Source organism: Methanobacterium alcaliphilum, assembly GCF_023227715.1.
In the GTDB taxonomy this organism is placed as follows: Archaea; Methanobacteriota; Methanobacteria; order Methanobacteriales; family Methanobacteriaceae; genus Methanobacterium_E; species Methanobacterium_E alcaliphilum.
Map to the genome: position 1 here is coordinate 86,616 of NZ_JALKIF010000003.1, position 23,245 is coordinate 109,860.

Annotated in this window: 23 protein-coding genes and 2 tRNA genes; 12 read left to right on the forward strand and 13 right to left on the reverse strand. The window is 32.4% G+C overall.

All coding sequences use genetic code 11. The features are described from left to right. Positions 1–57: 57 nt before the first annotated feature. Positions 58–1,062, reverse strand: coding sequence for a histidine kinase dimerization/phosphoacceptor domain -containing protein (locus MXE27_RS02835; RefSeq protein WP_248610891.1), 1,005 nt, complete (start codon positions 1,060–1,062; stop codon positions 58–60). 74 nt (positions 1,063–1,136) lie between these two features. Here MXE27_RS02835 and MXE27_RS02840 point away from each other — a divergent pair, with 74 nt between their 5' ends. Together MXE27_RS02840 and MXE27_RS02845 are read left to right on the forward strand one after the other, a co-directional pair. Further along, a complete protein-coding gene (locus MXE27_RS02840; RefSeq protein WP_248610892.1) occupies positions 1,137–2,771 on the forward strand; it encodes a B12-binding domain-containing radical SAM protein in 1,635 nt (544 codons plus the stop codon). Positions 2,772–2,846: 75 nt separating this feature from the next. After that, positions 2,847–3,302, forward strand: coding sequence for a hypothetical protein (locus MXE27_RS02845; RefSeq protein WP_248610893.1), 456 nt, complete (start codon positions 2,847–2,849; stop codon positions 3,300–3,302). Positions 3,303–3,344: 42 nt separating this feature from the next. On the opposite strand, the gene MXE27_RS02850 is transcribed toward MXE27_RS02845, so the two are convergent. Together MXE27_RS02850 and MXE27_RS02855 are read right to left on the reverse strand one after the other, a co-directional pair. Beyond that, a complete protein-coding gene (locus MXE27_RS02850; RefSeq protein ID WP_248610894.1) occupies positions 3,345–3,647 on the reverse strand; it encodes a DUF2098 domain-containing protein in 303 nt (100 codons plus the stop codon). A 15-nt stretch (positions 3,648–3,662) separates the two neighbouring features. Next, on the reverse strand, positions 3,663–3,950 hold the full coding sequence (locus MXE27_RS02855; RefSeq protein ID WP_248610895.1) for a PRC-barrel domain-containing protein: 288 nt from the start codon (positions 3,948–3,950) through the stop codon (positions 3,663–3,665). 119 nt (positions 3,951–4,069) lie between these two features. Between MXE27_RS02855 and MXE27_RS02860 the strand changes: the two genes are divergently transcribed. The 4 genes from MXE27_RS02860 (at position 4,070) to MXE27_RS02875 (ending at position 7,995) form a co-directional block, all read left to right on the forward strand. Further along, complete coding sequence (locus MXE27_RS02860) at positions 4,070–5,116, forward strand: CBS domain-containing protein (RefSeq protein ID WP_248610896.1); 1,047 nt, start codon at positions 4,070–4,072, stop codon at positions 5,114–5,116. A 101-nt stretch (positions 5,117–5,217) separates the two neighbouring features. Beyond that, entirely contained in the window at positions 5,218–6,882 is a 1,665-nt protein-coding gene (locus MXE27_RS02865) for a tRNA uridine(34) 5-carboxymethylaminomethyl modification radical SAM/GNAT enzyme Elp3 (protein WP_248610897.1), read from the forward strand. 67 nt (positions 6,883–6,949) lie between these two features. Further along, the gene (gene deoC / locus MXE27_RS02870; protein ID WP_342765984.1) at positions 6,950–7,615 is read left to right on the forward strand and encodes a deoxyribose-phosphate aldolase; all 666 of its coding nucleotides are present in this window, start codon (positions 6,950–6,952) and stop codon (positions 7,613–7,615) included. Positions 7,616–7,638: 23 nt separating this feature from the next. Then, positions 7,639–7,995, forward strand: coding sequence for a cyclophilin-like fold protein (locus MXE27_RS02875; RefSeq protein ID WP_248610899.1), 357 nt, complete (start codon positions 7,639–7,641; stop codon positions 7,993–7,995). 41 nt (positions 7,996–8,036) lie between these two features. Here the strand turns inward: MXE27_RS02875 and cofH are convergent, their stop codons facing one another. Continuing rightward, positions 8,037–9,152, reverse strand: a complete 1,116-nt coding sequence (cofH, locus tag MXE27_RS02880; RefSeq protein ID WP_248610900.1) for a 5-amino-6-(D-ribitylamino)uracil--L-tyrosine 4-hydroxyphenyl transferase CofH — start codon at positions 9,150–9,152, stop codon at positions 8,037–8,039. A gap of 153 nt (positions 9,153–9,305) precedes the next feature. On the opposite strand from cofH, the gene hmtA1 reads away from it, so the two are divergent. Then, positions 9,306–9,509, forward strand: coding sequence for a histone HmtA1 (hmtA1, locus tag MXE27_RS02885; RefSeq protein WP_248610901.1), 204 nt, complete (start codon positions 9,306–9,308; stop codon positions 9,507–9,509). A gap of 362 nt (positions 9,510–9,871) precedes the next feature. Continuing rightward, positions 9,872–10,363: a rubrerythrin family protein gene (locus MXE27_RS02890; RefSeq protein ID WP_248610902.1), complete on the forward strand. Its 492-nt coding sequence runs from the start codon at positions 9,872–9,874 to the stop codon at positions 10,361–10,363. A 53-nt stretch (positions 10,364–10,416) separates the two neighbouring features. On the opposite strand, the gene MXE27_RS02895 is transcribed toward MXE27_RS02890, so the two are convergent. Further along, entirely contained in the window at positions 10,417–13,320 is a 2,904-nt protein-coding gene (locus MXE27_RS02895; RefSeq protein WP_248610903.1) for a PAS domain S-box protein, read from the reverse strand. 205 nt (positions 13,321–13,525) lie between these two features. Between MXE27_RS02895 and MXE27_RS02900 the strand changes: the two genes are divergently transcribed. The 3 genes from MXE27_RS02900 (at position 13,526) to MXE27_RS02910 (ending at position 14,055) form a co-directional block, all read left to right on the forward strand. Next, positions 13,526–13,597 (forward strand) — tRNA-Val (locus MXE27_RS02900). 3 nt (positions 13,598–13,600) lie between these two features. Then, positions 13,601–13,673 (forward strand) — tRNA-Phe (locus MXE27_RS02905). A 184-nt stretch (positions 13,674–13,857) separates the two neighbouring features. Next, positions 13,858–14,055: a hypothetical protein gene (locus MXE27_RS02910; RefSeq protein ID WP_248610904.1), complete on the forward strand. Its 198-nt coding sequence runs from the start codon at positions 13,858–13,860 to the stop codon at positions 14,053–14,055. Between the two features lie 501 nt (positions 14,056–14,556). On the opposite strand, the gene MXE27_RS02915 is transcribed toward MXE27_RS02910, so the two are convergent. From MXE27_RS02915 to tes, 7 genes are all read right to left on the reverse strand, one after another. After that, complete coding sequence (locus MXE27_RS02915) at positions 14,557–15,186, reverse strand: FYVE zinc finger domain-containing protein (protein ID WP_248610905.1); 630 nt, start codon at positions 15,184–15,186, stop codon at positions 14,557–14,559. Between the two features lie 200 nt (positions 15,187–15,386). Next, positions 15,387–16,652 carry a tRNA (N(6)-L-threonylcarbamoyladenosine(37)-C(2))-methylthiotransferase gene (locus MXE27_RS02920; protein ID WP_248610906.1) on the reverse strand — a complete coding sequence of 422 codons (1,266 nt, stop codon included), beginning with the start codon at positions 16,650–16,652 and terminating at the stop codon, positions 15,387–15,389. Positions 16,653–16,843: 191 nt separating this feature from the next. Next, complete coding sequence (locus tag MXE27_RS02925) at positions 16,844–17,503, reverse strand: protein-L-isoaspartate O-methyltransferase (protein WP_342765985.1); 660 nt, start codon at positions 17,501–17,503, stop codon at positions 16,844–16,846. Positions 17,504–17,581: 78 nt separating this feature from the next. Then, on the reverse strand, positions 17,582–18,217 hold the full coding sequence (locus tag MXE27_RS02930; RefSeq protein ID WP_248610907.1) for an HVO_0476 family zinc finger protein: 636 nt from the start codon (positions 18,215–18,217) through the stop codon (positions 17,582–17,584). A gap of 30 nt (positions 18,218–18,247) precedes the next feature. Beyond that, positions 18,248–18,739: a homoaconitase small subunit gene (gene hacB / locus MXE27_RS02935; protein WP_282730672.1), complete on the reverse strand. Its 492-nt coding sequence runs from the start codon at positions 18,737–18,739 to the stop codon at positions 18,248–18,250. A 151-nt stretch (positions 18,740–18,890) separates the two neighbouring features. Then, a complete protein-coding gene (locus tag MXE27_RS02940) occupies positions 18,891–19,883 on the reverse strand; it encodes a beta-ribofuranosylaminobenzene 5'-phosphate synthase (RefSeq protein WP_248610909.1) in 993 nt (330 codons plus the stop codon). An 84-nt stretch (positions 19,884–19,967) separates the two neighbouring features. Next, positions 19,968–21,440 carry a tetraether lipid synthase Tes gene (tes, locus tag MXE27_RS02945; RefSeq protein ID WP_248610910.1) on the reverse strand — a complete coding sequence of 491 codons (1,473 nt, stop codon included), beginning with the start codon at positions 21,438–21,440 and terminating at the stop codon, positions 19,968–19,970. Positions 21,441–21,577: 137 nt separating this feature from the next. Here tes and MXE27_RS02950 point away from each other — a divergent pair, with 137 nt between their 5' ends. Beyond that, positions 21,578–22,096, forward strand: coding sequence for a CDP-2,3-bis-(O-geranylgeranyl)-sn-glycerol synthase (locus MXE27_RS02950; protein WP_248610911.1), 519 nt, complete (start codon positions 21,578–21,580; stop codon positions 22,094–22,096). A 56-nt stretch (positions 22,097–22,152) separates the two neighbouring features. Here MXE27_RS02950 and MXE27_RS02955 read toward each other — a convergent pair whose 3' ends face one another. After that, on the reverse strand, positions 22,153–23,178 hold the full coding sequence (locus MXE27_RS02955; protein WP_248610912.1) for a hydantoinase/oxoprolinase family protein: 1,026 nt from the start codon (positions 23,176–23,178) through the stop codon (positions 22,153–22,155). Positions 23,179–23,245: the final 67 nt, after the last annotated feature.

Consider the following 23,245-nt stretch of genomic DNA (forward strand, 5'->3'; position numbering starts at 1 on the left):
TTAATAAATTTTGTACCATATAAACATTTGTTAAAATCAACAAGAAAAAATAAATAATTATATATTATCATGGAATTGAATAATGAATTTTGTTCCTCGGTGTTTAACAAGGACAATATTACCCTCAATTTGATCAATTAAACCATTAATCAAAGTCATACCCATATTTCCCTGAGTTCTAAAATCAAAATCTTCTGGAATTCCTATACCATTATCCGAAATAGTTAACTCAAAAAGATCCCCTGTTTTTGAAAGGGTGATGTTTATCTCACCACCATCATCAACAAAAGCATGTTTAAAACTGTTTACCATAATTTCAGTAATGATTAAACCTAAGGGAATTGCTTTATCAACATCGAGCGTTCCCTTTTGAATATCAAGTTTTAAGTCAACTTTATTTCTAATATTACAACTGTGCATGATCTCAGTAGCTAAAGATCTTAAATATTCAGAAAAATCAATTCTTTTTACATTTCCTGTCTGATATAGTTTGTTATGAATAAGCGCCATAGATTTTGCCCTAATCTGGCTTTCCAAAAAAATATCTTTTATTTCCTGGTCCTGAATATAAGTAGATTGTATATTTAACAAACTGGAAATCATCATTAAATTATTTTTCACTCTGTGATGGACCTCACTTATAAGCATTTCTTTATCTTCTAAAGCTTTTTTTAGTTTTTCTTCCATTTGCCTGCGATCCGTAATATCCCTTGCAATGTGAACACAGCCTAATAAATTCCCGTCTGAATCAAAAATTGGCGATGCTGTGACTAAAAAATAACCCCCTAAATTATCTTCCTGAACCTCACCTGTATGTTCTAAACCATCTTTTAGTAATTTAGAATGAGGGCAAGCATCAATAGGAGCATTGGTATGATGAACTACTTGATAACATTGCAATCCCACACCTTCATCAGGCGAAACACCTAACCGTTCTGCCATAGCTTTATTTATTCTTATTACATTATGATTAGTGTCTAAAATAGCAATAAGATCCGGCAAAGAATTAAAAACATACTCCCATATGTCGGAAGACTCTAAAATTTTTTTATCATACACCACTAATACCAAACACCTAATTAAAAATATGCGTTTTATATATAATATATTTATTTTAACTTAAAAAAGTGGAAACCTTGAAGAACAAAGGGAAAGTTGTGCTCATTGGAGCTGAAGATGAAGAGAATTTGGCAATTAGATATTTAGGGGCAGCCTTAAAATCAGAAAATCATGAAGTTAAGATAATTTCCTATTCCTCAAGAAGAGATTTAAAAAAGGTATTAAATGTAATTAAAAGATTTTATCCAGACATAGTTGGAATCTCCATATGTTTTCAGTCTTTAGCCTTGATGTTTTTGGAATTAGTAAAAAAACTGAAAAAAATCCTGCCAAATACCCATATAACTGTAGGGGGTCATTTCCCCACTTTCGAATATCAAGAATTAATAATGCACGATATTGATTCTGTAATCCGTTTTGAAGGGGAAGCTTCAATTTGTATGCTTACCGATGCTTTAGTTAATGGAAAAAATCTCGAAAATATCCCAAATCTGGTTTATAAAAGCCCCCACCATGATAAAATTATTGAAAATGACATTATAAGAACTTTTCCTGACTTGGATGAAATTCATTTTCCCTTAAGAAAGAAAAAAGCTCAAATTCGACTTGGAGAAAGATTTGCGACTTTAGTTGCCAGCAGAGGGTGTTTTCATTCTCACTGCATTTACTGTTGTATTGGTGCATTTCACAATGCAAAAAATGGAAAAAAATATGCGATTAGAACACCGCAAAATGTTGCCCTGGAGATGAAAGAACTTTATTCCAACAAGGTTAGACTATTTCAATTTCATGACGATAATTTTTTATTGCCTTCTGTCGAGTCAAATTTAACTCGTTTAAATGAGTTAAAATTAATATTAAAAGATTACGGCATCGATTTAAATAAGATATGTATTTTAATAAAATTAAGGCCAGATAAATTAAATGGCGACATTATGGATGTTTTAATTGATTTAGGAGTTATAGGTATATTTTTAGGAGTTGAAAATGCTAGTGCTACTGGTTTAAACTCTCTTAGTCGGGGATCAAGTGTTGATGATATAAATAAATCTTTAGAATTAATAGATCAATATGGTATTTCCACAACATTCAACCTATTGATGTTTCATCCTAAAGCCACATTATCTGAAATAAATGAAAATATTAAGTTTATGAATGAAAATTTAGACAAATCATATGATTTTGGTCGAGTTGAGATAGTTGCAGGTTCACCCTTAGAATCATTGGTTAAGCGCAAAAATTTAATTCATGGCAAGTGGCCTCATTGGGATTACCGGATTAAAGATAATGCAGTGGAAAAAATGTTTAGGATCAACCAAAAAACATTTTACCATGAAAAGTCACAATATTCCGAATTATCCCATAAAATGATTTCGTTATCCTACAGAAGTCAGTTAATTAAACGTTTATATCCTGGAAAGTACTCTGAAAAAATTATAAAAAAGAATAAAGAAAACTTAAAAAAATTCAATGCATTTAATCTCCAGAATCTTCTAAAAATATATGAGTTAACTGGTGAAGATGACTGGCAGGATAGTATAAATAATATTAACTTAAATCTTCAAAAAAATTATTTAATATTCCTTGAAAAAAGCAATGAAATCCTTAATGACATGACAAAAATTCAATTACTGGAGAAAGAGTTCCAAAAACAATCCTTAAACAATTATCTTCAAAAATCGGGATTAATGAAAAGATTGTTCAAACTATGAATTTTTATGATCTCCTTCATTATCGTTAACATCTAAAATAAAATTTAAATAATTATTTTAATAAAATAATAATTAATGTGGCCGGTTAATGAAATTCTAAAACCTAATAAATTCAAAATTATTTTAGCGGCTTTAGTTTTAATACCTATTTTTACCATTATATTAGCAATTTTAGATTTTTATTCAGGGGCAGAAATAATAAATTACCGGTTTTATATTTCTTTAAACCACACCCTGCTACCCTTAATTGTTGGGATAAGTTTAATCATTAGTTATTTATGTGGCTGTTTTATTGATCAATATATTCCAAATAAAAATGTGAAACTATTCATTGCCATAGTATCTGCTTTAATAACCCTGATTATAATTTATATTTTTTATAAAATGATATCTGAACCAGTTATCTGTGACCCCGTCCACAAACCATCACAGGGCGTAGATTATGATTCTAAATTACTAAATAATATTTCTGTAGATAAAAAAACAGTCCACGAATCATTTAAAAAATGCCTGGAAAATATTAGAAAATGAAACTAAATCTAGATTAATAAAATATAATAAAATTTGGTGTTTTTAACCTCCACCATCACAAAGTTCAGATCCCATATTAATCTCTTCAAGATCTTTCTTCATTTTTTTAGCTTTTTCTAAAGCCTTTGCAGTTTTATCTTCCTTAGAAGATCCTATCTTCTTATGGGTTTTATCTAATAGTTCCATGTATTCGCTGTTATACCAAACATCAGACTCATCTAGTTTTACCCAACCTTCATTATTTTCGAGTTTTACAGCAGATACTTCACCAGTAGTCCCGGTACCAGTATATCGAATTGAAGCTCCAACATTTACTGTTTTTCCCCGAATATCGAGTATTTCCATCTAAACACCACATATTTAATCTGATTTACTCAGAGAAATTGTTACTGAGTCCTCCTTTTCAGAACTTTCATTATTTAGTTCTGCTTCATCACTCTCTACCGAAATTATAACATAATCCCCCACTTTAGTTACTTCATCGATAGTGACCATGAATGTTTTTTGTTTTAATGACAATTCCCCTTTAGTAATAGTTATCGTTTTAATAGCCCCTTCCAAAGGTTCAATTTCCATATCTGATACTTTGCCAATCTCTAAAGCATTTTTATCCAGTACTTTTTTCCCTAAAAATTCTGTTACTTTCATGGAAACACCAATTATTTAATCTGTTTTTAAAACATATATTTTTACCGGAAATTAACAGTAGATGAGATTTCTAGAGAAAAAAATTTATGTTTTATTTAAGATAAGTTATACTGGTAAATATGAAAACTTCTATTAAAATAATTACCATATTTGGGATTCCAATTGAATTAGATATCTCTTTTTTGATATTGATCCTATTCATTTATTCATTAGTATTTTTACAGTTTATTCCAATTCAACTGGCAATTTTAATAACGTTAGTATTTATAACAGTAATTATACACGAATTATCCCATTCCTACATGGCCCAGCGATATGGGGTAAATATTGAAAAAATTGTGTTATTACCTATTGGAGGTGTGGCTCAGATGGGAGAAATTCCACACAACCCCCGCCAAGAATTGATTATATCTGCAGTGGGGCCATTAACTAATGTAATAATCGCAATTGTATCTTACATCATATATCTCGGAATAAAAAGTTATATTTATCCATTAATAAGTACATTCATTCTTGATTTTACTATAGTGAATATATTTTTAGCAATATTCAACATGATACCTGCATTTCCCATGGATGGCGGGCGTATATTGCGCGCAATCCTTGCAGAAAAAATGGATTATATTAGGGCCACGGAAATATCCGCATCTATCGGGAAAATATTGGCTATTTTCATGGCTGCAGCAGGTATTTTTGTCAATGTATTTTTAATAGTAATTGGACTTTTTATTTACATCGGTGCCGAACAAGAGTATCGTGCCACAGTAATATCTTCTACACTAAGTGGCATTAAAGTTTCAGATATCATGACAAAAGAAGTAAAAACACTGCATCCCAATATAACTGTAGATGAAGCCCTGGAAAAAATGTTCCAGTATAAACATATGGGTTATCCCATAGCCAATGAAGGAAAGTTATTAGGAATAATTACTTTTCATGACCTATCAAATGTAGAAAAAGGCAACAGGAATATTTTAATAAAAGATATTATGAGCACGGATTTAATTACTTGCAAAGAAGATGATGAGGTTATTTCAGCCTTAGAATCAATAACTAAAAATGATCTGGGAAGATTACCAGTTATTTCCCAAGGAAAATTAGTGGGAATAATCTCTAAAACAGATATAGTAAATATTTTAAATTTACTTAGGAAAAAAAATAAATAAATAAACTAATTGCTATTCTCTTAAAAATTGGATTTTCAGTGATGAAATATCCCATCAGCGTAACATAATCTTAATTAAAAATTAAAGGGAGAAGAATCTCAATGGAAGATGCTTGCAGACTAATAATTGATCAAATTCTCCAAGGTAAAATCCAATCTAAAGATCAGCTGGAGAAAGTTAAACATAAGGCTTGCCGCGATTTTAAGTTGGAAAAATTCATGAGCAATTCAATGATATTGAATTATGCCTCAATGAAAGAAAAGAAAGAAATATCTGATATTTTGAAAAAAAAACCAACCCGAACCATTTCCGGGGTTGCAATAGTTGCGGTTATGTGTCAGCCGCAAGATTGTCCCCATGGAAGATGTTTATATTGTCCTGAAAGTGAAAAAGCGCCCCCTAGCTACACTGGTGAAGAACCCGCAGCACTTAGAGCTAGAATGTATAAATTTGACCCATATGAACAGGTTTACAACCGCCTTCATCAGCTGCATAGTATAGGGCATTCATTAGATAAAGTAGAATTAATTGTAATGGGTGGAACGTTTCCAGCGCATATTTTATGTTATCAAGAATGGTTTGTATCAAAATGTTTACAAGCTATGGTAGATTTTGGTATTGATTCATCTTCTGTTGAAGTAAAACATGAAAATGTAGATATTAAACACCAAAAATTAAAAAATTCCTTAATTCCCAAATACGAACCCACAGATTACATTTTAATGGAAGATGCTCAAAAAGCAAATGAATCAGCTAATATACGATGCGTGGGTATAACCTTTGAAACCCGCCCGGATTACTGTAGAATTGAAGATGTTGATCGTATGCTTTCTATGGGAGTTACAAGGGTTGAATTAGGAGTTCAAACATTATATAATTTTATTTATCAGCGAATAAAAAGAGGTCACAGCATAGAAGATGTGGTAAACTCTAACCAGGTTCTCAGAGACTCTGGGATTAAAGTTGCCATGCATTTAATGCCAGGATTATTTTCTGATTTTGAAAGGGATCTGCGTATCTTTAAGAAACTATTTTCTGATTCTCGTTTCAAGCCAGACATGCTTAAAATATATCCCTGTCTAGTGACCAAAGGCAGTAAAATGCATGAGATGTGGGAAAATGGAGAATACGAACCATATAATAGCAAAGAAGCCGTAGACCTGATTGTTGAAATAAAGAAAATGCTGCCAAAATGGGTTCGTACCATGCGAATCCAGCGCGATATACCTTCACCTCTAATTGAAGCAGGAGTTAAAAAATCTAATTTGGGAGAACTTGTTTACAACAAATTAAGTGAAGAAGGGGTTCAGTGTCAGTGCATTCGCTGTAGGGAAGTAGGTCATCAATTAGCACAGGGAAAAACTCCGAACAACACAAAAATAAAGCTGTTAGATGAACGTTACGATGCAGTGGGCGGTCGAGAAATCTTTTTATCACAAGAAGATATTTCTTCTGACATTTTAGCTGGTTTTTTACGCCTTAGAATACCATCCATTCACGCCCATCGCAAAGAAGTTGATTCAAAAACTGCTTTAATTAGGGAATTACACGTATATGGATCCCTAGTTCCTATTGGTGAGAAAAAAGAAGGAGTTGGCCAGCACATAGGGTATGGTGAAGAACTTCTTGAAGAAGCTGAAAAAATTGCGCTTGAAGAGTTTGATAAAAATAAAATAATTATTACCAGCGGTATTGGAGTAAGGAATTACTATCGTAAATTTGGATACGAACGAGAAGGACCCTACATGGCTAAAAAATTAAATTAAATGTTAAATTTGAATTAAATATGATTAATTAAAAGGGGATGATTTTATATCAAAGAAAGTGAAAAAAGTGGAAGATTTAGCAAAAATGATTGACCATACCAATGTTAAAGGAGATGTAACTGAAGAAGACGTGAGGCAACTTTGCCGTGAAGCAGTACAATATGGATTCGGCTGCGCCGTAGTAACTCCTACAAATGTTTCTTTAGCCCATGAAATACTGCAAGATACCCCAGTTAAAGTTTGTTCTGTGATTGGATTTCCTTTAGGTATTAATACTCCTGCCACGAAGGCTTTTGAAACCAAAGAAGCTATAAAAAATGGTGCGGAGGAAATTGATATGGTGATGAATATCGGTGCACTTAAATCAAAAAACGAAGAAAAATTCCGGGACGATATTGAATCTGTTGTTTCTTCATCAGAGAACGCAAATGTAAAGGTTATTCTGGAAACTGCTCTTTTGACAGACAAAGAAAAAGTTAAATCATGTCAAATTGCCAAACAAATTGGCGTAGATTATGTAAAAACATCAACTGCTTATGGTGGATTATCTGGCGCCACTGTAGAAGATGTAATTTTAATGAAACAGACAGTAGGAGACAATATAGGTGTGAAAGCTGCTGGGGGAATAAGAGATTTGAAAACTACACTGAGTATGATTGAAGCGGGAGCAGATAAAATTGGAACTTCTACCGGTGTGAATATAATCCAAGAAATGATAAAGCAGCTGAAATAATTCTTCATGTATTTGGTGTTTAAATGAAGATTGGAATCGAAGTAGAAAACAAAGGAATGGCTATTGCAGAGTTAGACCATAGAAACCCAAAAACTGCTCAAGAAATATATAAAAATCTTCCTATTGAAGGGAGAGGATTATTATGGTTAGAAGAAGTTTATTTTGACATACCCCTAACTTTAGAGTATGAAAACCCTTCTAAATCTGCAGAAATGGCTGATATTTCATATTGGCCTCCAGGTTATGCTTTTTGTATTTTCTTTGGTTCAACACCACCCTATTCTGAAGTTAACCATATCGGAAAAATAGTGGAAAATATAGAAGTTTTTAGGAATCTATCTGAAGGCGACCGCATAATCATTAAAAAAATCGAAGAATAGCTTAATGCACATTTAAAGCCCATTTAATAAAAATAATAGCATTATAAAGGTTTTATGTTTTTATAAAGCGTATCCCTAATGGCAGGAGTTCTACCCAAATCCATAATAATCCGTTCTAATTCTTCAGGCTCAGTTTGAGTACCATATGATGCGCCTGCAGAACGAGATATGTTTTCTTCACCTAATGTTCCTCCCAGATCATTAGCTCCAGCGAGAAGGCAAACCTGAGAAAATTTAAATCCTAATTTTACCCAGGAAGATTGAATATTTTCCAAAGAATCATGGAACATTAATCTAGCTACTGCATACAATTTCAAATCTTGAGCACCAGTTGATCCCGGCATTGAAATGCCTTCTTTATAAATAGGGGCTTTGGAATGCATAAAAGTTAATGGAACAAATTCAGTGAAACCCCCAGTACGTGATTGTATATTCCTTAATATTTCCAGATGTTCAACTCTTTGTTTTAAAGTTTCTATATGCCCATACATCATAGTACATGTTGTTGGAACTCCTACCCCATGAGCAGTTTCAATAACATTAATCCATTCTTTTGTAGTTAATTTACCAGGGCATATAACATTTCGAACATCATCATTCAATATTTCAGCAGCAGTACCCGGCATGGAACCAAGACCTGCCTTTTTTAACATTTTTAATGTTTCTTCAATTGTTAATCCTGCCTTTTTTGACCCGTAGTAAATTTCCATAGGAGAAAATGCATGAATATGGACGTGAGGTATCTCTGCTTTTACTTCTTTTAAAAGATCTTCATAAAAATAAGCATCAACTTCAGGGTGCAAACCGCCCTGAACACAAATTTCAGTTGCTCCGGCACTAGTTACTATTTTTGCTCTCTCTACAAGATCCGATATTTCCAAAAAATAAGCATCATTGTCGTTTGCTTCTTTCTTAAATGCGCAGAAACCACAATTACTTGAACAAATATTGGTAAAGTTTATATTCCAATTTTTAATAAATGTCACTTCGTCTCCCACTATTTTTTCTCTTAAGAGGTCTGCTGTGACATATAATGCACTAATATCATTACCCTTGACATTCATGAGATATAATGCTTCTTCAGCAGAAATTGGTTCATTTAAAGCCTTTTCCAAAATTTGCTCGGTACGGGGTTTAATGTTCAACTTACCAAACATGCGATTTGATATCTGATTCTATAAGTTTAAAAGTTTTGGTTTAATGAAGATATCAACACCCAATACAGTATGCTTCAACTGGTGGTTCCAGACACCACGAAAACCAATAAATTTATATATAACAGAGTCCTAGTTTAATCTGGAGGTGAAATTATGGCCGAATTACCAATTGCACCAGTAGGCAGAATCATCAAAAATGCCGGTGCACAAAGAATAAGCGACGATGCAAAGGAGGCTTTAGCCAAAGCTCTAGAAGAGAAAGGTGAGGAGATTTCCCGAAAAGCCGTCGAACTTGCTAAACACGCTGGTAGAAAAACCGTCAAGGCTAATGATATTGAAATGGCAGCAAAACAATAAGTTTTTGCTTCTATTTTAAGTTTTTTTCTTATTTACTTTTTATTTTTTTATAAAAAGCCTTGAAATGTTTTTTCTATTTACAATTAATATTATTTTTGAAGGTTTGTTTAATTTTTTTTAAATAAATAAATGGATTTTAATCTTATCTGATTATATTCTCATTATTATCAATTTAATCAAAAACAATCCCTATTTTTGAATTTGCAATATTAATATAAAATAAATATTTTTGAGATAGTTTAAGATTTTTTGAATGATATAGTTTAAGATCAAAATTAAAACTAAAACTTATAATACATATCTTATAAACATAATAACTGTATTAAATTAGATAGAAACTTTTGAAAAATGGAGAGGTAATTATGAGTACAATGGATAATTTAAAAGAGGCTTTTGCTGGAGAATCCCAAGCTAACAGAAAATACCTGGCTTTCGCTAAAAAAGCTGATGATGAAGGTTTCCCCCAAATAGCTAAATTATTCCGAGCTGCTGCAGAAGCAGAAACCGTGCACGCCCACAATCATTTAAATGCCATGGAAGCTGTTAAAAGTACCGAGCAAAACTTAAAAACTGCTATTGAAGGAGAAACTGCGGAATTTGAAGAAATGTATCCTGGTTTCATTGAAGAAGCTAAGGAAGAAGGACATACCCAAGCCGCATGGAGTTTTGATGTCGCCAACAAAGTAGAACAAATTCATGCTATACTCTACCAAAAAGCATTAGATAATATTGGAAACAATGAAGAAGTAGATTATTATATATGCAACTGGTGTGGAAACACAGTTGAAAATGAAGCCCCTGAAAAATGTCCTATCTGTGGCGCTCCAAAGGAAGAATTCACTAAAATTGACTAAGTTAATTTTAAAATTCTTTAAACTATTTTTTTTATATTCCTGATTAATTAGTATTAGTGATATTTTTCTTCTTTGAATGTTATTTTAAATTTGGTTCCATCTTTTGATGTTAATTCCATTTCTGCATCGATTTGACCGCTTAAACTGGTAACCAGTTGTAATCCAAGAGAAGAAGTGTTTTTATAGTTGATATTTCCTGGAAATCCTATTCCATTATCACTTACTTCTAAAATTAAATTGTCATGGATTTTATGGAAAGAAATATTAATTTCCCCCTGCATATTTCCCGGAAATGCATGTTTCATAGCATTGGTTACTAATTCATTAATTATAAGGCCCAAAGGTATTGAGGTATTGATATCAATCATAACATCTTCCAAATCCATCTTCAACTCAATTTTGCTAGGATCTGTAACATAAGTATGGAATAATTCTGAGGATAAAGTTCGGATATAATCAGCAATATCTATTCTTTTTAAGTCTGTTGACTTGTAAAGACGTTCATGAATTAATGCCATTGATTTTGCTCTGTTTTGACTTTCTTTAAAAATATCCAGCGCTTCTTTGTCTTTAATGTATCGGGATTGTATACTTAAGAGACTTGAAATTACCATCAAATTATTTTTAACGCGGTGATGTATTTCTTTTAGTAACATCTCTTTTTCAGATAAAGAATGTTTTAACTGATCTTCAGCCAGCTTACGCTCGGTTACATCATTAGCTATGACTAATATCGCATAAACTTCCCCATTCTTCTTTAAAGAAGTATTAAATAATTCCACCCAACGCTTATTTCCATTTTTATCAATTAAAGCTGTTTCATAAGGTTTGACTTTTTTATTTTGATTTAAAAGCGCTAATTTTTCTTGATAAATGGGAATATCCTCAGGAAGCATAATATTTAATTCTAAGAATGATTTGCCAATTACATCTTCTTTATCTGAATCAATTAAAATTTGAGCAGTGTCATTAAATTCTATCAAATTACCATTTAAATCTATTAATGCAATGTAATCTGGAGAAAGCTGAAATAGAGTCCTGTATTTTTCCTCACTTTCTTTCAATAATTGTTCTTTTTCAATTCGTTCGGTAATATCCCTGGTGACCCCCAAAACTTTATCAGGATTTCCTTCTGCATCAGTTAATACTTTTATCACGACCTCAGTATGTACAATTGATCCATCTTTGTGAATTTGATCCACCCTACTGGTAGTGATCTTAGAAAATTCATCACCCTGTCTGAATGCATCTATTTTTTCCGTTAACTTATGTATAATATCAGTATAAGACTCTTCAGTCATGATTTCTTCCATGGATTGGGATAAAACTTCATTATATGTAAAACCTCTTAAATTAAAAACAGAAGGACTCACATAATCAAATTTCAATGATTTGATATCCAATAACCATATTACATCAGCAGTATTTTCAGAGATAAACCTATAACGTTTTTCACTTTCTCTGAGTGCTTTTTCAGCTTTTTTTCGTTCAGTAATATCTCGTGCAACTGATAAAGCAACTTTTTTGCCTTTAAAATTGAATATATGTGAATTAATCTCCACAGGTATTTCTTTGCCATCTTTTGTATAATAAATCCTCTCAAAAGTACTGGAACCTGTTTTAAATAATTCATTTACTTGATCTTTTACGCTTTTTGTAGAATATCCAATATCTTTAGGAGTTAATTGATAAAATTCTTCTTTAGAATAACCTAATTTATCTATAGCAACTTCATTCACTTCCATATACTTTCCTGCTACACCCCCATTTGTGATTTCAATTAAAGTCATCATATCATTTACTTTATTAAATACCTCTCTGAACTTTTCTTCACTATCTTTGAGTTGATTTTCAATTGCTTTTCTGGCAGTTATGTCTGAAGCAACGCCTACTACGCGCTCTATCTCACCAGAATCATTTTTTATTGGAAAAGAACGTGACCATATCCATCTTATTGACTCGTCAGGCCATATTATCCTATATTCAAATCCTTCAAGAATCTGATTTTCTGATTCATTCATATTAGAGAGAGTATCCTCGCCAATTTTTTCTATATCCTCTGGATGTATGGATTTAACCCAAAAATACGGGTCATTATACAGTTTTTCACGTGAATGCCCCCAAATTTTCTCATATGCTGGGCTTACATAAATCATTTTATTGGTTATAGTATCAGTTATCCAGAAAACTTCTTCAATATTTTCCGCTATTTCCCTGAATTTTCGTTCACTTTCGATTAATGCATCTTCTGCTTTTTTCCTAGCTGTTATATCCCTAATTATAGCTGTGAAAAATAGTTCGCCATCTGTTTCCCAACTTACTACTGAAATATCAAAGGGGAATTCTTCACCATTCTTTCGAAGAGCGTTGGCCTTATCCATATCCTTAGAAATTATAGATGGGTGTTTAAATACCTTGAATGCAGTTTTAAATTTTTCACGGTAAGATACTGGCATTATCTCAGTTATAGGTTTATTTAACATCTCCTGGTCATTGTACCCAAATATTTCCTCAGCACCCCTGTTCCATGAAACTATATGGCCCTCTTTAGAAACAGTGATAATCGCTTCTTTTGCAGATTCTATTACAGAACGATATTTTTTCTCACTTTTCTCAAGGATTTTCCGGGATTTATCCATTTGTTCACTTAAAATAACCACTACCGTTGTTACGAAAAAAAACATAAACACCCTAATTAAATCTTCAAAAGGGATTATGAACGAAACAAAGAGGTGGGTTAAAATTAAAAAAACTGATAAAACCCCTGTAAAAATAAATGCTTTCCGTTTCCACCATATTGCCGTGAGTATTATCGGTATATAAAAGAAATGGGTAAAAACAACTTCAGTATTCAATATTACATGAAAATAGTAAGTTAATGCAAAACAAGCTCCCATTAAAAAGGATATAAGTGTAATTTTATAATACTCATTTATTGGGGGCATTCCAATTCGCATACATCTCACCAAATAAACTATAGTAAATTTATGTTAATCATAACATAAATAACTTAATTTATATTCATCAAAAAATACAATTAAAGAACATTTACAATTATTAATAAAAATCATTAGATTTTAGAGCATCTAAGAATTAAAAAAATCAATAAAAAAGGAAAAGGTTATATAGGAATACAACTATATTGAAGATGGACGCCCTTTAGGGCCGGTGGTCTAGGGGTATGATACCTCCCTGACACGGAGGTGATCACGAGTTCGAATCTCGTCCGGCCCATTTGCCGTGGTAGTTCAGTTGGGAGAACGCCAGACTGAAGATCTGGATGTCGCTGGTTCAAGTCCGGCCCACGGCACTTAATTTTATTTATTCTATAAAATTTAATTTTTATAATACTTTAATTACTACCAATCTAGTTTTTTAGATAAATTCTAAATAAGTTTTTTAAAATCAATAATTGTATTTAATGAACCAAACCTACCATTAAATATCACCAGATTAATATCATATAAAAGTTAATTATTATTGTTGGTGAAAATATGGTTAAAATCAATTCATGCCCAAAATGTGGATCCAATAAAATAAAATGGGAAAATCCCCAATTAGGAACATGGAAATGCTTAAAATGCGGTTACCATGGCAAAATAGTTATTGAAAAAGATAATCTGGATAAACAAGCCAAAGAAGCTAAAAAAATGGAAAAACTTCAAAAGAAAATTATGAGAGGTAGACTCTGAATAAATTTTTTTAAAAAATGAGTTCCAGTTATATAAAAAATTGACCCAATATTTATTTTTAATAAAATTCAACATACTTTTTATATTTTATTGCCCACTATCCTATTTTTCAAATATAAGTTCCAACAGTCACAGCTATAACAAAAACAGTCGTAGGAATATAAAAAAAATTAGAATTACTCATTCTAACCCCCTAATTGAATCAGATTATAAAAAAGGAAAGTTCGAAATTAATTAATAATTAAGCTTGGGAAAAATGCATTCAAAAAGCCACCCAAATAATTAATACTTCGAGTGATATATGCAACTAAAGTGGCTGAAGTTGCCAATAATATTGCACCCCAAAGCAATATCATAGCAGCAATAGAAACTATTGTAACAATTAGATCAGTAGATGGATAAGATGAACTATAATTTTAGCAGATAATGGATTTTATCAAAAGTTCATTTATAAATAAATTAAAAAATTATTTTTTAATCCCGAACAAACCAAGCACTCCCTTATTGAAGTTCTTTATTGGCTTGTTTTAACTTGTTGTTAGAGCTTGATAAATAAGAAATTCCTTTGTTAATTGTGTTAAGATCATTGGTTTTAATTCCGGCTATTAACTGATCAATTCCTTGAGAATAATCTTTATAAGCTGACACCATTAATGTCCTGTGGTTTTTATATTTGGAAGGGATTTTAATTGATGCCATATCCGAACTTATATCCTCTAATTTATTTTTATCTGATTCTAAACGATTAATTACATTAGTATGATCAGTCGAATCAGGATTATAATCATTTAAGGCATCGCTTGCATCATCCAATATTTTATCTGCCTCAGTTGTCTTAGCATTTACATATTCAATATAACCCCCTGAAGTTTCAGTATTATAACTGGTAGGTGCTAAAACTCCCATAATTAATGAAAAAACTAATATGACCCCAAATATTAATAAAATTGCTTTAGATTTTCCTTTAACTAAGCTTAAAATAGAATAATCAGAAGTATGAGCCCTAATGTCTTGAAATGAATTAGTATAGTAAAGTTTACCCCCACATTGACAATAATCAAAATCATCAGGAAACTCATATTCCCCTAACTCATAATACCCTTTACATCTCTTGCAAAATAAATACCCCATTATCCCACCAATAATATTGTTTTAATATAGTATTTAGATAATGCTTAATTTATTACTTACGTTTTTAGTAATCACTCATCCCTGCATAGTTAGTGTAACAAAAATTAATATTCCGTATAGTCAATCAAAGAAGAACATGTAACTAATCCAATTAAATACAAAAAAATGTAATCCAAAGGATATAAAAAAAAATATAAAAATTAAGACTTTAAGTAAGTACTGGTTGCTTCTTTAATTAGAGTATTTGAAAAAGAACCCACTATCCCTTTTTGAACAACAACAGGCATGTATGAATTAGTTCTGCCAATGAAGCCTCCTTTTTTGCCTTTTTCTACTATCAATATTTCCTGAGTTGTTCCCACTAACTTTAGGTTATCTTTTTGTGTAATCTCTGATTTAATTGATTCTATAAGTTTAGACCTTCTTTTAAGCTCTTTATGGGGTATTTCATCCATTGATGATGATTCTGCCCCATATCGATGTTTATATTTAGATAGGTGGATAAAATTAGGTTTAACGTCTTTTAAAAGAGCACATGTGTCATCGAATGCAATTTCATTTTCAGTGGGATAGCCAACAATTATATCCGTTGCAATTGATATTTCAGGAATATGTTTTCGAAACACATTAATTATTTCTTTAAACTCATCAACTGTATGTCCTCTGCGCATATCATCTAATACTTGGTCATTTCCACTTTGAATTGGAATATGCAAGAATTTATAGACTTTTTCAGATTTAAAAGCTTCAACAAGACCCAGAATATCATTCAACATATTTTTAGGGTGCATCATGCCCACCCTAATCCTAAAATCCCCATCTAAAGAAGAAATTTCTCTTATTAAATGAGAAAGACTTTCGCCAATTTCATTACCATAAGCTGCGGTATCTTGAGCCGTTAACTGAATTTCCACACATCCATCCTTAAGTGCTTGGCGAGCTTCTTCTTTTATCAAATCCAAAGGATAACTCTGTAATCCCCCACGGGCAAACCGTGTACAGCAGTATGTACAAGCACCCATACACCCCTCACATATTTGGATAATATGAATATGGGGATTAAATCGCATTTTTGGAAGGCCTACCTTCTCTTCTCTTGAAAATCCAGATATTCGTGAAATCTTTCCTTCTGACATTGATTTAACTACTTCAAATGTTTTTTTTACTTGATGAGGCCCAATCCATCCCGCACCTGGAGCAATTTGTTCTAATTTAGAAGGCTCAATTTCCACCATACACCCCGAAATAATCAGTTTTTTATCTGGAAAATCCTGCTGAATTTTTTTGATTCGGTTGATCACCTTATGTTCAGTAGGGTGTTTAACATAGCATGTATTAACAATAACTAGGTCTGATTCTTCAATAGAATTTACAATATTTGCATTTTTTTCCAGCAGCATGCCTGCCATAATCTGTGAGTCTGCTTGATTAAATGTGCATCCAAATGTTTCAATATAAACTTTCATTTTATCCTCTGATAATATTCAGTAAATTTATAAAACGCTGATTAAATTTTGACGCGTTTAAAACAATTAACGATTAATTTAAGATTAAGCTATAAAAAATTTATAAAAATATGATATTTTAAATTAACAATTGTTTAATTTAATTATTAATAAAATTAATTGATTTGATTGGTGAAAGATATTTAATTATATTACCAACCATATTCTCCAATTAATGGTACAAATGCCACACTACCCAGATTAGTGGTTTTAAAGTCATTTTTTGATAGTTTTTCCATCAAAATAAGTTCTTGATAAAAACCTTCTTCACCTACTGGAACTAAAAGCATTCCGCCAACTTTAAGTTGATCCTTGATGGTTTGAGGTACTTCTGGTGCAGCTGCAGTTACATATATACGATCATAAGGTGCGTATTGACTGATGCCTAAGCTACCGTCACCATGGACGACTGTAACGCGTTCACTGTAACCTGTACTCTTTAGATTCTTCTTAGCAGAATTTAACAAAGATCTAATTCGCTCAATAGTATACACATGACCCGCTTTGCCTATGATTTCAGCAACCACAGCAGCATTATAACCAAACCCAGTCCCTATCTCCAAAACATTCATTCCCTCTTTTAAAGATAGTTCCTCGCATATAATAGCCACCATATGCGGAGCAGATATAGTTTGGCCTTCACCAATAGATAGTGGTTGATCTAAATAAGCATAGGGCCTTTTATCATCAGGTAAAAATTCTTCTCTGGGAACTGATCCCATAGCCTTTTCAACACTGTCTGTTCGGATATAACCCTGCAGATGTAATTTCCGCACTAAATTTTTCCTTTCTTTTTCCATATCTAAATCCATTAAATCACTAACATTCAATTAGATAATTAACCCCTGATAATTTTTAAGTGAAATGATTTAGAATTAAGGCATATGCACCTACTTAATAGGTTTATCCCTATCAACAATGTCATCTGTAAGATCGTAATTAAATCTAACAAAAGAGTCAACAGGTTTACCATAAATTCTTTTAACAACAGATGCCTTGGCAAAACCTTTTCTCATCTTCCTTTCTCTTGTTTTGATAGACCTTATTTTGAAAATGTATTCTTCCAATTTTACGATGTCACCTATATTAAATTTAAATTCCCTATCCACATCCACCTTTTTAGATATAATTACACCCTTAAAATCTATAGAAATGCCAATTCTGGCAGGTATATCTCTAGAGAATGCCCATATTGTAATCACATCTGAAGCAGGACTAGTATCAACTCTTCCTTCTTTTTTATTCTCCAGAGAAGTGATTTCAACTTCACTTTCTCCAACCATAATTATATCCCCTGTTGATAACATTTCATCAGGGTATAAACTAACAAACTCTTTTCTTGAATTTTCATGTTCACTTATAATTATTCGATAATCAGATGGTTTATCTTGAGTTATTATTTCTTTATATACATTTCCGCATTCTTCACACTTTAAAAGAAGTTTGTTGATTTCTTTTGTTTTTGAAGTTTCTTCTTTAGATTTTAAAATCTCATAAGAATTTGATCCGCAATTGGGACATTTCATTTTTTATTCCTCATTATATAATATATTCAGTTAATTTCCTGATTTTTCTTTTAGATAGTGATCTACCAAACCACCATTCTTCAAAATATTCAGCATAAACTTTTTAAATGGTTCAATTTCAAAGTCAGTGCCATTATTTAGATTTTTGATTAAGCCTTTTTCCAGATTTATTCGAATAGCATCCCCCTCATCTGCTACAATATCCGCCACAATTACAGGGAGGCCGATATTAATCGCATTTCTATAAAAAATTCTGGCAAAAGACTTGGCGACTATTGCTGAAATACCAGCATGCTTTAATGCTACAGGGGCTTGTTCTCTAGATGATCCACAGCCAAAATTCCAATCAGCAACAATTATATCTCCTTTTTGAACTTTTTGTGCAAAATCGGAACTCACTCCCTCCATTACATGAGCTGATAGGTCATCTAAATTAAAAGTTCTGAGATATCTTCCAGGTATGATAACATCAGTATCAATATTATCTCCAAATTTCCAAACTTTTCCTTCAATAACTTCCAACATAATCATAACTCCCTATCTTTTTGAAATGATAAATTTATAATAAACTTATTGAATTTATATATAAATTAAAAAACTAAAACAATTTTCGATTTTAATCAACAATCCCCTGATTTATTTAATTTAATAATCAAAAAATAACCTGAAATAATTAAATATACCACTTAGCACCTTCATTTTGAGCTTTTGTAAGATGAGTCATACCTCCAAAATCAGCCATTGCATCTTTTGCTGCATTTAGTATATTTTTAGGATTATCATCAGTTACTGCAAATACTGTAGGTCCAAAAGAACTCATACCTGCACCAAAAGCACCTGCTTCGCGCATGTCCATTATGATATCTCCAATTAAATGATGTTGAAGATCATTTTCCACTTTTTTAAATCCAATATCCTGGATTTTATTCAATGCATTGCCAAATGATTCAATGTTTTTATCCAGTACTGCAGGCATCATTTGCATTAAAAGTACATGTGAAAGTTTCTCAACTTCTCTTAGAGGTATGGGGCAGAATTCCTGAAATATATTAACTTCTTTTTTTCCAGATACCTGATCATTTAATTTAGGGGTGGCTAAAATAATATTCCATTCTTCTGGGAATTCATAATGTGCAATTAATGGGGGAGGTGAAGCTTTAGATGCAGATGAAGGTAAAAAACTTGGTTTTTCAATATTGCTGTGTCCTCCATCAACAATAAATCCCCCACATTGAAAAGCAGCCACACCAATCCCGGAAGTGCCGCCCCTACCAACAATGCGTCCCAGATTTCTGGCCGATACATTAATTCCATTTAATAAAAGAACTGCTTTTGCTGCAGCCATAGATATTTGAGTCCCGGACCCTAAACCCGAATGTACAGGATAAGTTTCTTCCACGAAAAAATCAAACCCACCTTTTAAATCAAATTGATTCATTGCATTGATAGAAGCATTTTCAATCTTTTGAGAATAATCGTACATTAAATTAGCAGGTAGAGTTTTCAAATCCTTGAAAATTATGTTGATTCCACTATCGTTAGGTTCTACTTTCAAAACAAATCGGGGTTCTTGTATTGTAATCCCTACCCCACCATCAATACGCCCAATAGATCCATTCAAATCTATTAGAGTCAGATGAAGTCTGGAAGGAGTTTTGATAATCACTTGAACAACCAGAGTTATTTTTTATTTTAAAAAAGATTTTTTGAATAAAGATTAGTATTAGTAACTATTTTTATCCATTTAAACTTATTTTAGGGAAAGAGCAAATTCTTTTTCAATTTGTTCTCGATAAATAGAGTTCATAGTACAGAATGGAATTATCCTGCCATCAGGAATTGCATAATGAATAACACATCGTTTTACTCTATCTTCATCAAAATTCCAAGCATCCATAAAATGCATACAGGATATTAGTAATGTTTTGTGATGAAAATCCCCAAGTGAACTGTAAGATCTGTCCTTAAAAACAGAGGTTAGAATACTTTTTATATCAACCGAATCTGGAGATTTTTCACGATCAATCGTCTTTGGAAGTTCTAACGTAGCTCTAGCAATTGTCCTCGCTTTACCAGTGAATCCTCCTGTTTTAATATCATCAGAACTCTTATCTAAAAGTTCAAAAAATTTGTCAACATCTACAAACTTAGTAATTGGAATAATATCTCCATTTTCAACAAAAACATAGGTTGCAGTTCCACAGTGCTGATGACAAGTAAATGTTACTTGAGGTTCCCCTTCAATAGCTTCTACAAAATCAGATATCGGTCTAACTGATGATGCAGGATAAAAGTCGTCAATAGCTATTTTAGAGTCAGTTTGTTTTTCTACAAGCTGCTGGAAATCCGGAATAGTAATTCTCTGTTCTTCAACTTGATCTGCAGGAGTTCTACCTGCGAATGAAACAGGTTGGAAATTAACCCCCCGTATTATATCTAAATTATCAACAGCAAACTGAATTATATCACCAATCTGGTGGTCATTTACCCCTCGCACAATTGTAGGTACTAGAACAATTCCCAAATTTGCATTCCTACAATTTTCAATAGCTTCCATTTTTGTAGGTAATAAATTTCTTCCTCTTGAAGAAACATATGGTTCTTCACTAACACCATCAAATTGCAAATAAACTGTGTTTAAGCCAGCTTCTTTTAATTGTATCGCCAATTCTGGCCTTTTTGCTAATCTAATACCATTAGTAGCTATTTGCGTATGGCTAAAACCTTCTTCTTTTGCCAATTTTATTAAATCGACAATATCATCCCTAACAGTAGGTTCCCCACCAGCATATTGTATAGCTGGTGTTGATACTGGCTGATTAGCCCTTAAATTCTGAAGCATTTTTCTTATTTCTTCATAAGACGGCTCATAAACATATTTTGCTACTGCTGCATTAGCAAAGCAAACAGGACATTTTAAATTACAACGATTAGTTACATCAATCAGTCCCAAAATAGTATGGCTTTCATGATTTGGACATATACCACAATCCAAAGGACAGTTTTTTTCTGATGATGTTTGGGGATTTACAATCCCTTCTCCTTCATAATCACATTCTTCTGCGTCTTTATAAATATCAACGCTGCTCCAATAAACATTGTCAAAATTACCATGTTCTGGGCATACTTTTTTTATCATGACTTTGCCCTGTTCCTCATAAACTTCTGCATTTAGAGGTTTCAAACACTCAGGACACAGGCTTTTTGTCTTTTTGATAACCATGATTTCACCCATATATATTTAATAGAAAGTTATAAATCATATAAACTAATTTCTTTGTTATCATTGCAAGTGCTACAAATAATTTTGCACGTGTATGATAATCAATAATAATTATAATGATAATCCAGAGGTAAAGAATGAATCCAGATATTATCAATGTTTTAACTTTGATTGCATATGTAATATACTTTATGCTGCCAGCATATCTTGCCAATGTATCGGCTTTAACTTTCGGTGGAGGGACACCGGTGGATTTCGGCCGAGAATTTAGAGATGGACGCCGTATACTGGGAGATGGGGTTACTTGGAAAGGAACCATAATAGGAACCGCTATTGGAACCCTAATCGGACTTTTACAGGGCATAGTAATAGGTGATGTTATTCACGGCACATTATTAGGTTTTTGTTTAGGTGGAGGTGCACTATTAGGAGACGCCGCAGGGAGTTTTTTGAAAAGGCGTCTAAAAATTGATAGAGGGCGTCCTGCACCCATATTAGATCAATTAGATTTCGTTGTAGGTGCTTTAATACTAGCTTCACTGGTTATGTCCCCCAGCCCTGTTTTAATAATTACCGCATTGATCATAAGCCCCATACTACATCTTTCTGCAAATATTATATCTTATTTAATGGGAATGAAAAATGTATGGTACTGATTCCAATATTCAACCACAATATCCTCTTTAAACATTAACTTCAACCCATATCAATTTCATTTACTATTTAAATGTTCTTCCATCATTAAGGCAGTGCCTACTGCAGGGGCAACTACACATTCTTCTGTCGTTAGAAAATCATCCATACCTATTGAATCAATTCCAACCATTTCAGCAGCTTTAGCAGCTAAAACATTCATTCCAAGACCTGTAGTCACCACATTACCTATAATTTCTCTTTCTGAAACTTCCATTATAGCTTCTGATATTCGCAGTGCTTGTTTATAATAAATATAGTCACATACTGAGATTATATCCAAATGACTTAAAACATCAAGATCACCACAAAGCACTCTGGCAATTCTCCTCATAGAATCCTCTTTGGACTTACCGGCACCATCAGGAGTATCACAACTGTAATCTTCAACTTTAATATTACCTAAAATATTATGAACATCTGCAGAAATTGCAAAAAGCTCGGAAGATACCCTGAACCATGAATCATCTAAAGGTACCTTATCTACCAGAGCTGCTACATTGGTTCTCAATGTTCCAGTATATACTAATTCACCAGTTCCCAATCTTTCAAGGTCAGATCGGCCTTTTGCACATTCAGAACCATCTTTTATAGGAATTATATCCGTTGTTGTGCTGCCTACATCCACCATTATACAGTTTTCTGACATGATAGTGGCAATTTGTGAAGTGGCCATCCAATTAGCTGCTGCTGCTTGGAGGGGATCAGAATATAGTTCATCTAAATTCATCATTTTTTGGAGGCCTACAAACCCTACAGGAATATCAAAGGTATTTTTAACCCGGTTTGCAATATCCAGAACACCTTCTTTTTTGGTTTGATATGCATCAACCAATTCTGCAGTCATCGAAATACCTACTGCATCTACTTGGTCTATTTCATCACCAATAAGTTCTAAAAGAGCATTACCTAATTCTTCCTTTTTCATCCACATAGGAAGATAAGAAAAATCAACACGGATGTTGTTTATATCTCCACCTTCATCAAAATCTATGATAGCTAAGTCAGTATTTGCCCCACCAATATCAAATCCAGCGATTTTCATCATAATCACCTTTTACAATCCTAAAATTATATTTTTAAAAATTAATCAATGAAAAGTTTCAAAGTAT

What these genes read in the sequence shown, in the direction of transcription:
- MXE27_RS02890 (WP_248610902.1), top strand. Translation starts at nt 9,872, where the DNA reads ATGAGTACAATGGATAATTTAAAAGAGGCTTTTGCTGGAGAATCCCAA.
- MXE27_RS02850 (WP_248610894.1), bottom strand. Translation starts at nt 3,647, where the DNA reads ATGGAAATACTCGATATTCGGGGAAAAACAGTAAATGTTGGAGCTTCA.
- MXE27_RS02910 (WP_248610904.1), top strand. Translation starts at nt 13,858, where the DNA reads ATGGTTAAAATCAATTCATGCCCAAAATGTGGATCCAATAAAATAAAA.
- MXE27_RS02955 (WP_248610912.1), bottom strand. Translation starts at nt 23,178, where the DNA reads ATGAAAATCGCTGGATTTGATATTGGTGGGGCAAATACTGACTTAGCT.
- MXE27_RS02915 (WP_248610905.1), bottom strand. Translation starts at nt 15,186, where the DNA reads ATGGGGTATTTATTTTGCAAGAGATGTAAAGGGTATTATGAGTTAGGG.
- MXE27_RS02930 (WP_248610907.1), bottom strand. Translation starts at nt 18,217, where the DNA reads ATGAAATGTCCCAATTGCGGATCAAATTCTTATGAGATTTTAAAATCT.
- MXE27_RS02895 (WP_248610903.1), bottom strand. Translation starts at nt 13,320, where the DNA reads ATGCGAATTGGAATGCCCCCAATAAATGAGTATTATAAAATTACACTT.
- MXE27_RS02855 (WP_248610895.1), bottom strand. Translation starts at nt 3,950, where the DNA reads ATGAAAGTAACAGAATTTTTAGGGAAAAAAGTACTGGATAAAAATGCT.
- MXE27_RS02845 (WP_248610893.1), top strand. Translation starts at nt 2,847, where the DNA reads ATGTGGCCGGTTAATGAAATTCTAAAACCTAATAAATTCAAAATTATT.
- hmtA1 (WP_248610901.1), top strand. Translation starts at nt 9,306, where the DNA reads ATGGCCGAATTACCAATTGCACCAGTAGGCAGAATCATCAAAAATGCC.
- tes (WP_248610910.1), bottom strand. Translation starts at nt 21,440, where the DNA reads ATGGTTATCAAAAAGACAAAAAGCCTGTGTCCTGAGTGTTTGAAACCT.
- MXE27_RS02920 (WP_248610906.1), bottom strand. Translation starts at nt 16,652, where the DNA reads ATGAAAGTTTATATTGAAACATTTGGATGCACATTTAATCAAGCAGAC.
- MXE27_RS02865 (WP_248610897.1), top strand. Translation starts at nt 5,218, where the DNA reads ATGGAAGATGCTTGCAGACTAATAATTGATCAAATTCTCCAAGGTAAA.
- cofH (WP_248610900.1), bottom strand. Translation starts at nt 9,152, where the DNA reads ATGTTTGGTAAGTTGAACATTAAACCCCGTACCGAGCAAATTTTGGAA.
- MXE27_RS02925 (WP_342765985.1), bottom strand. Translation starts at nt 17,503, where the DNA reads ATGGATTTAGATATGGAAAAAGAAAGGAAAAATTTAGTGCGGAAATTA.
- MXE27_RS02860 (WP_248610896.1), top strand. Translation starts at nt 4,070, where the DNA reads ATGAAAACTTCTATTAAAATAATTACCATATTTGGGATTCCAATTGAA.
- MXE27_RS02875 (WP_248610899.1), top strand. Translation starts at nt 7,639, where the DNA reads ATGAAGATTGGAATCGAAGTAGAAAACAAAGGAATGGCTATTGCAGAG.
- MXE27_RS02950 (WP_248610911.1), top strand. Translation starts at nt 21,578, where the DNA reads ATGAATCCAGATATTATCAATGTTTTAACTTTGATTGCATATGTAATA.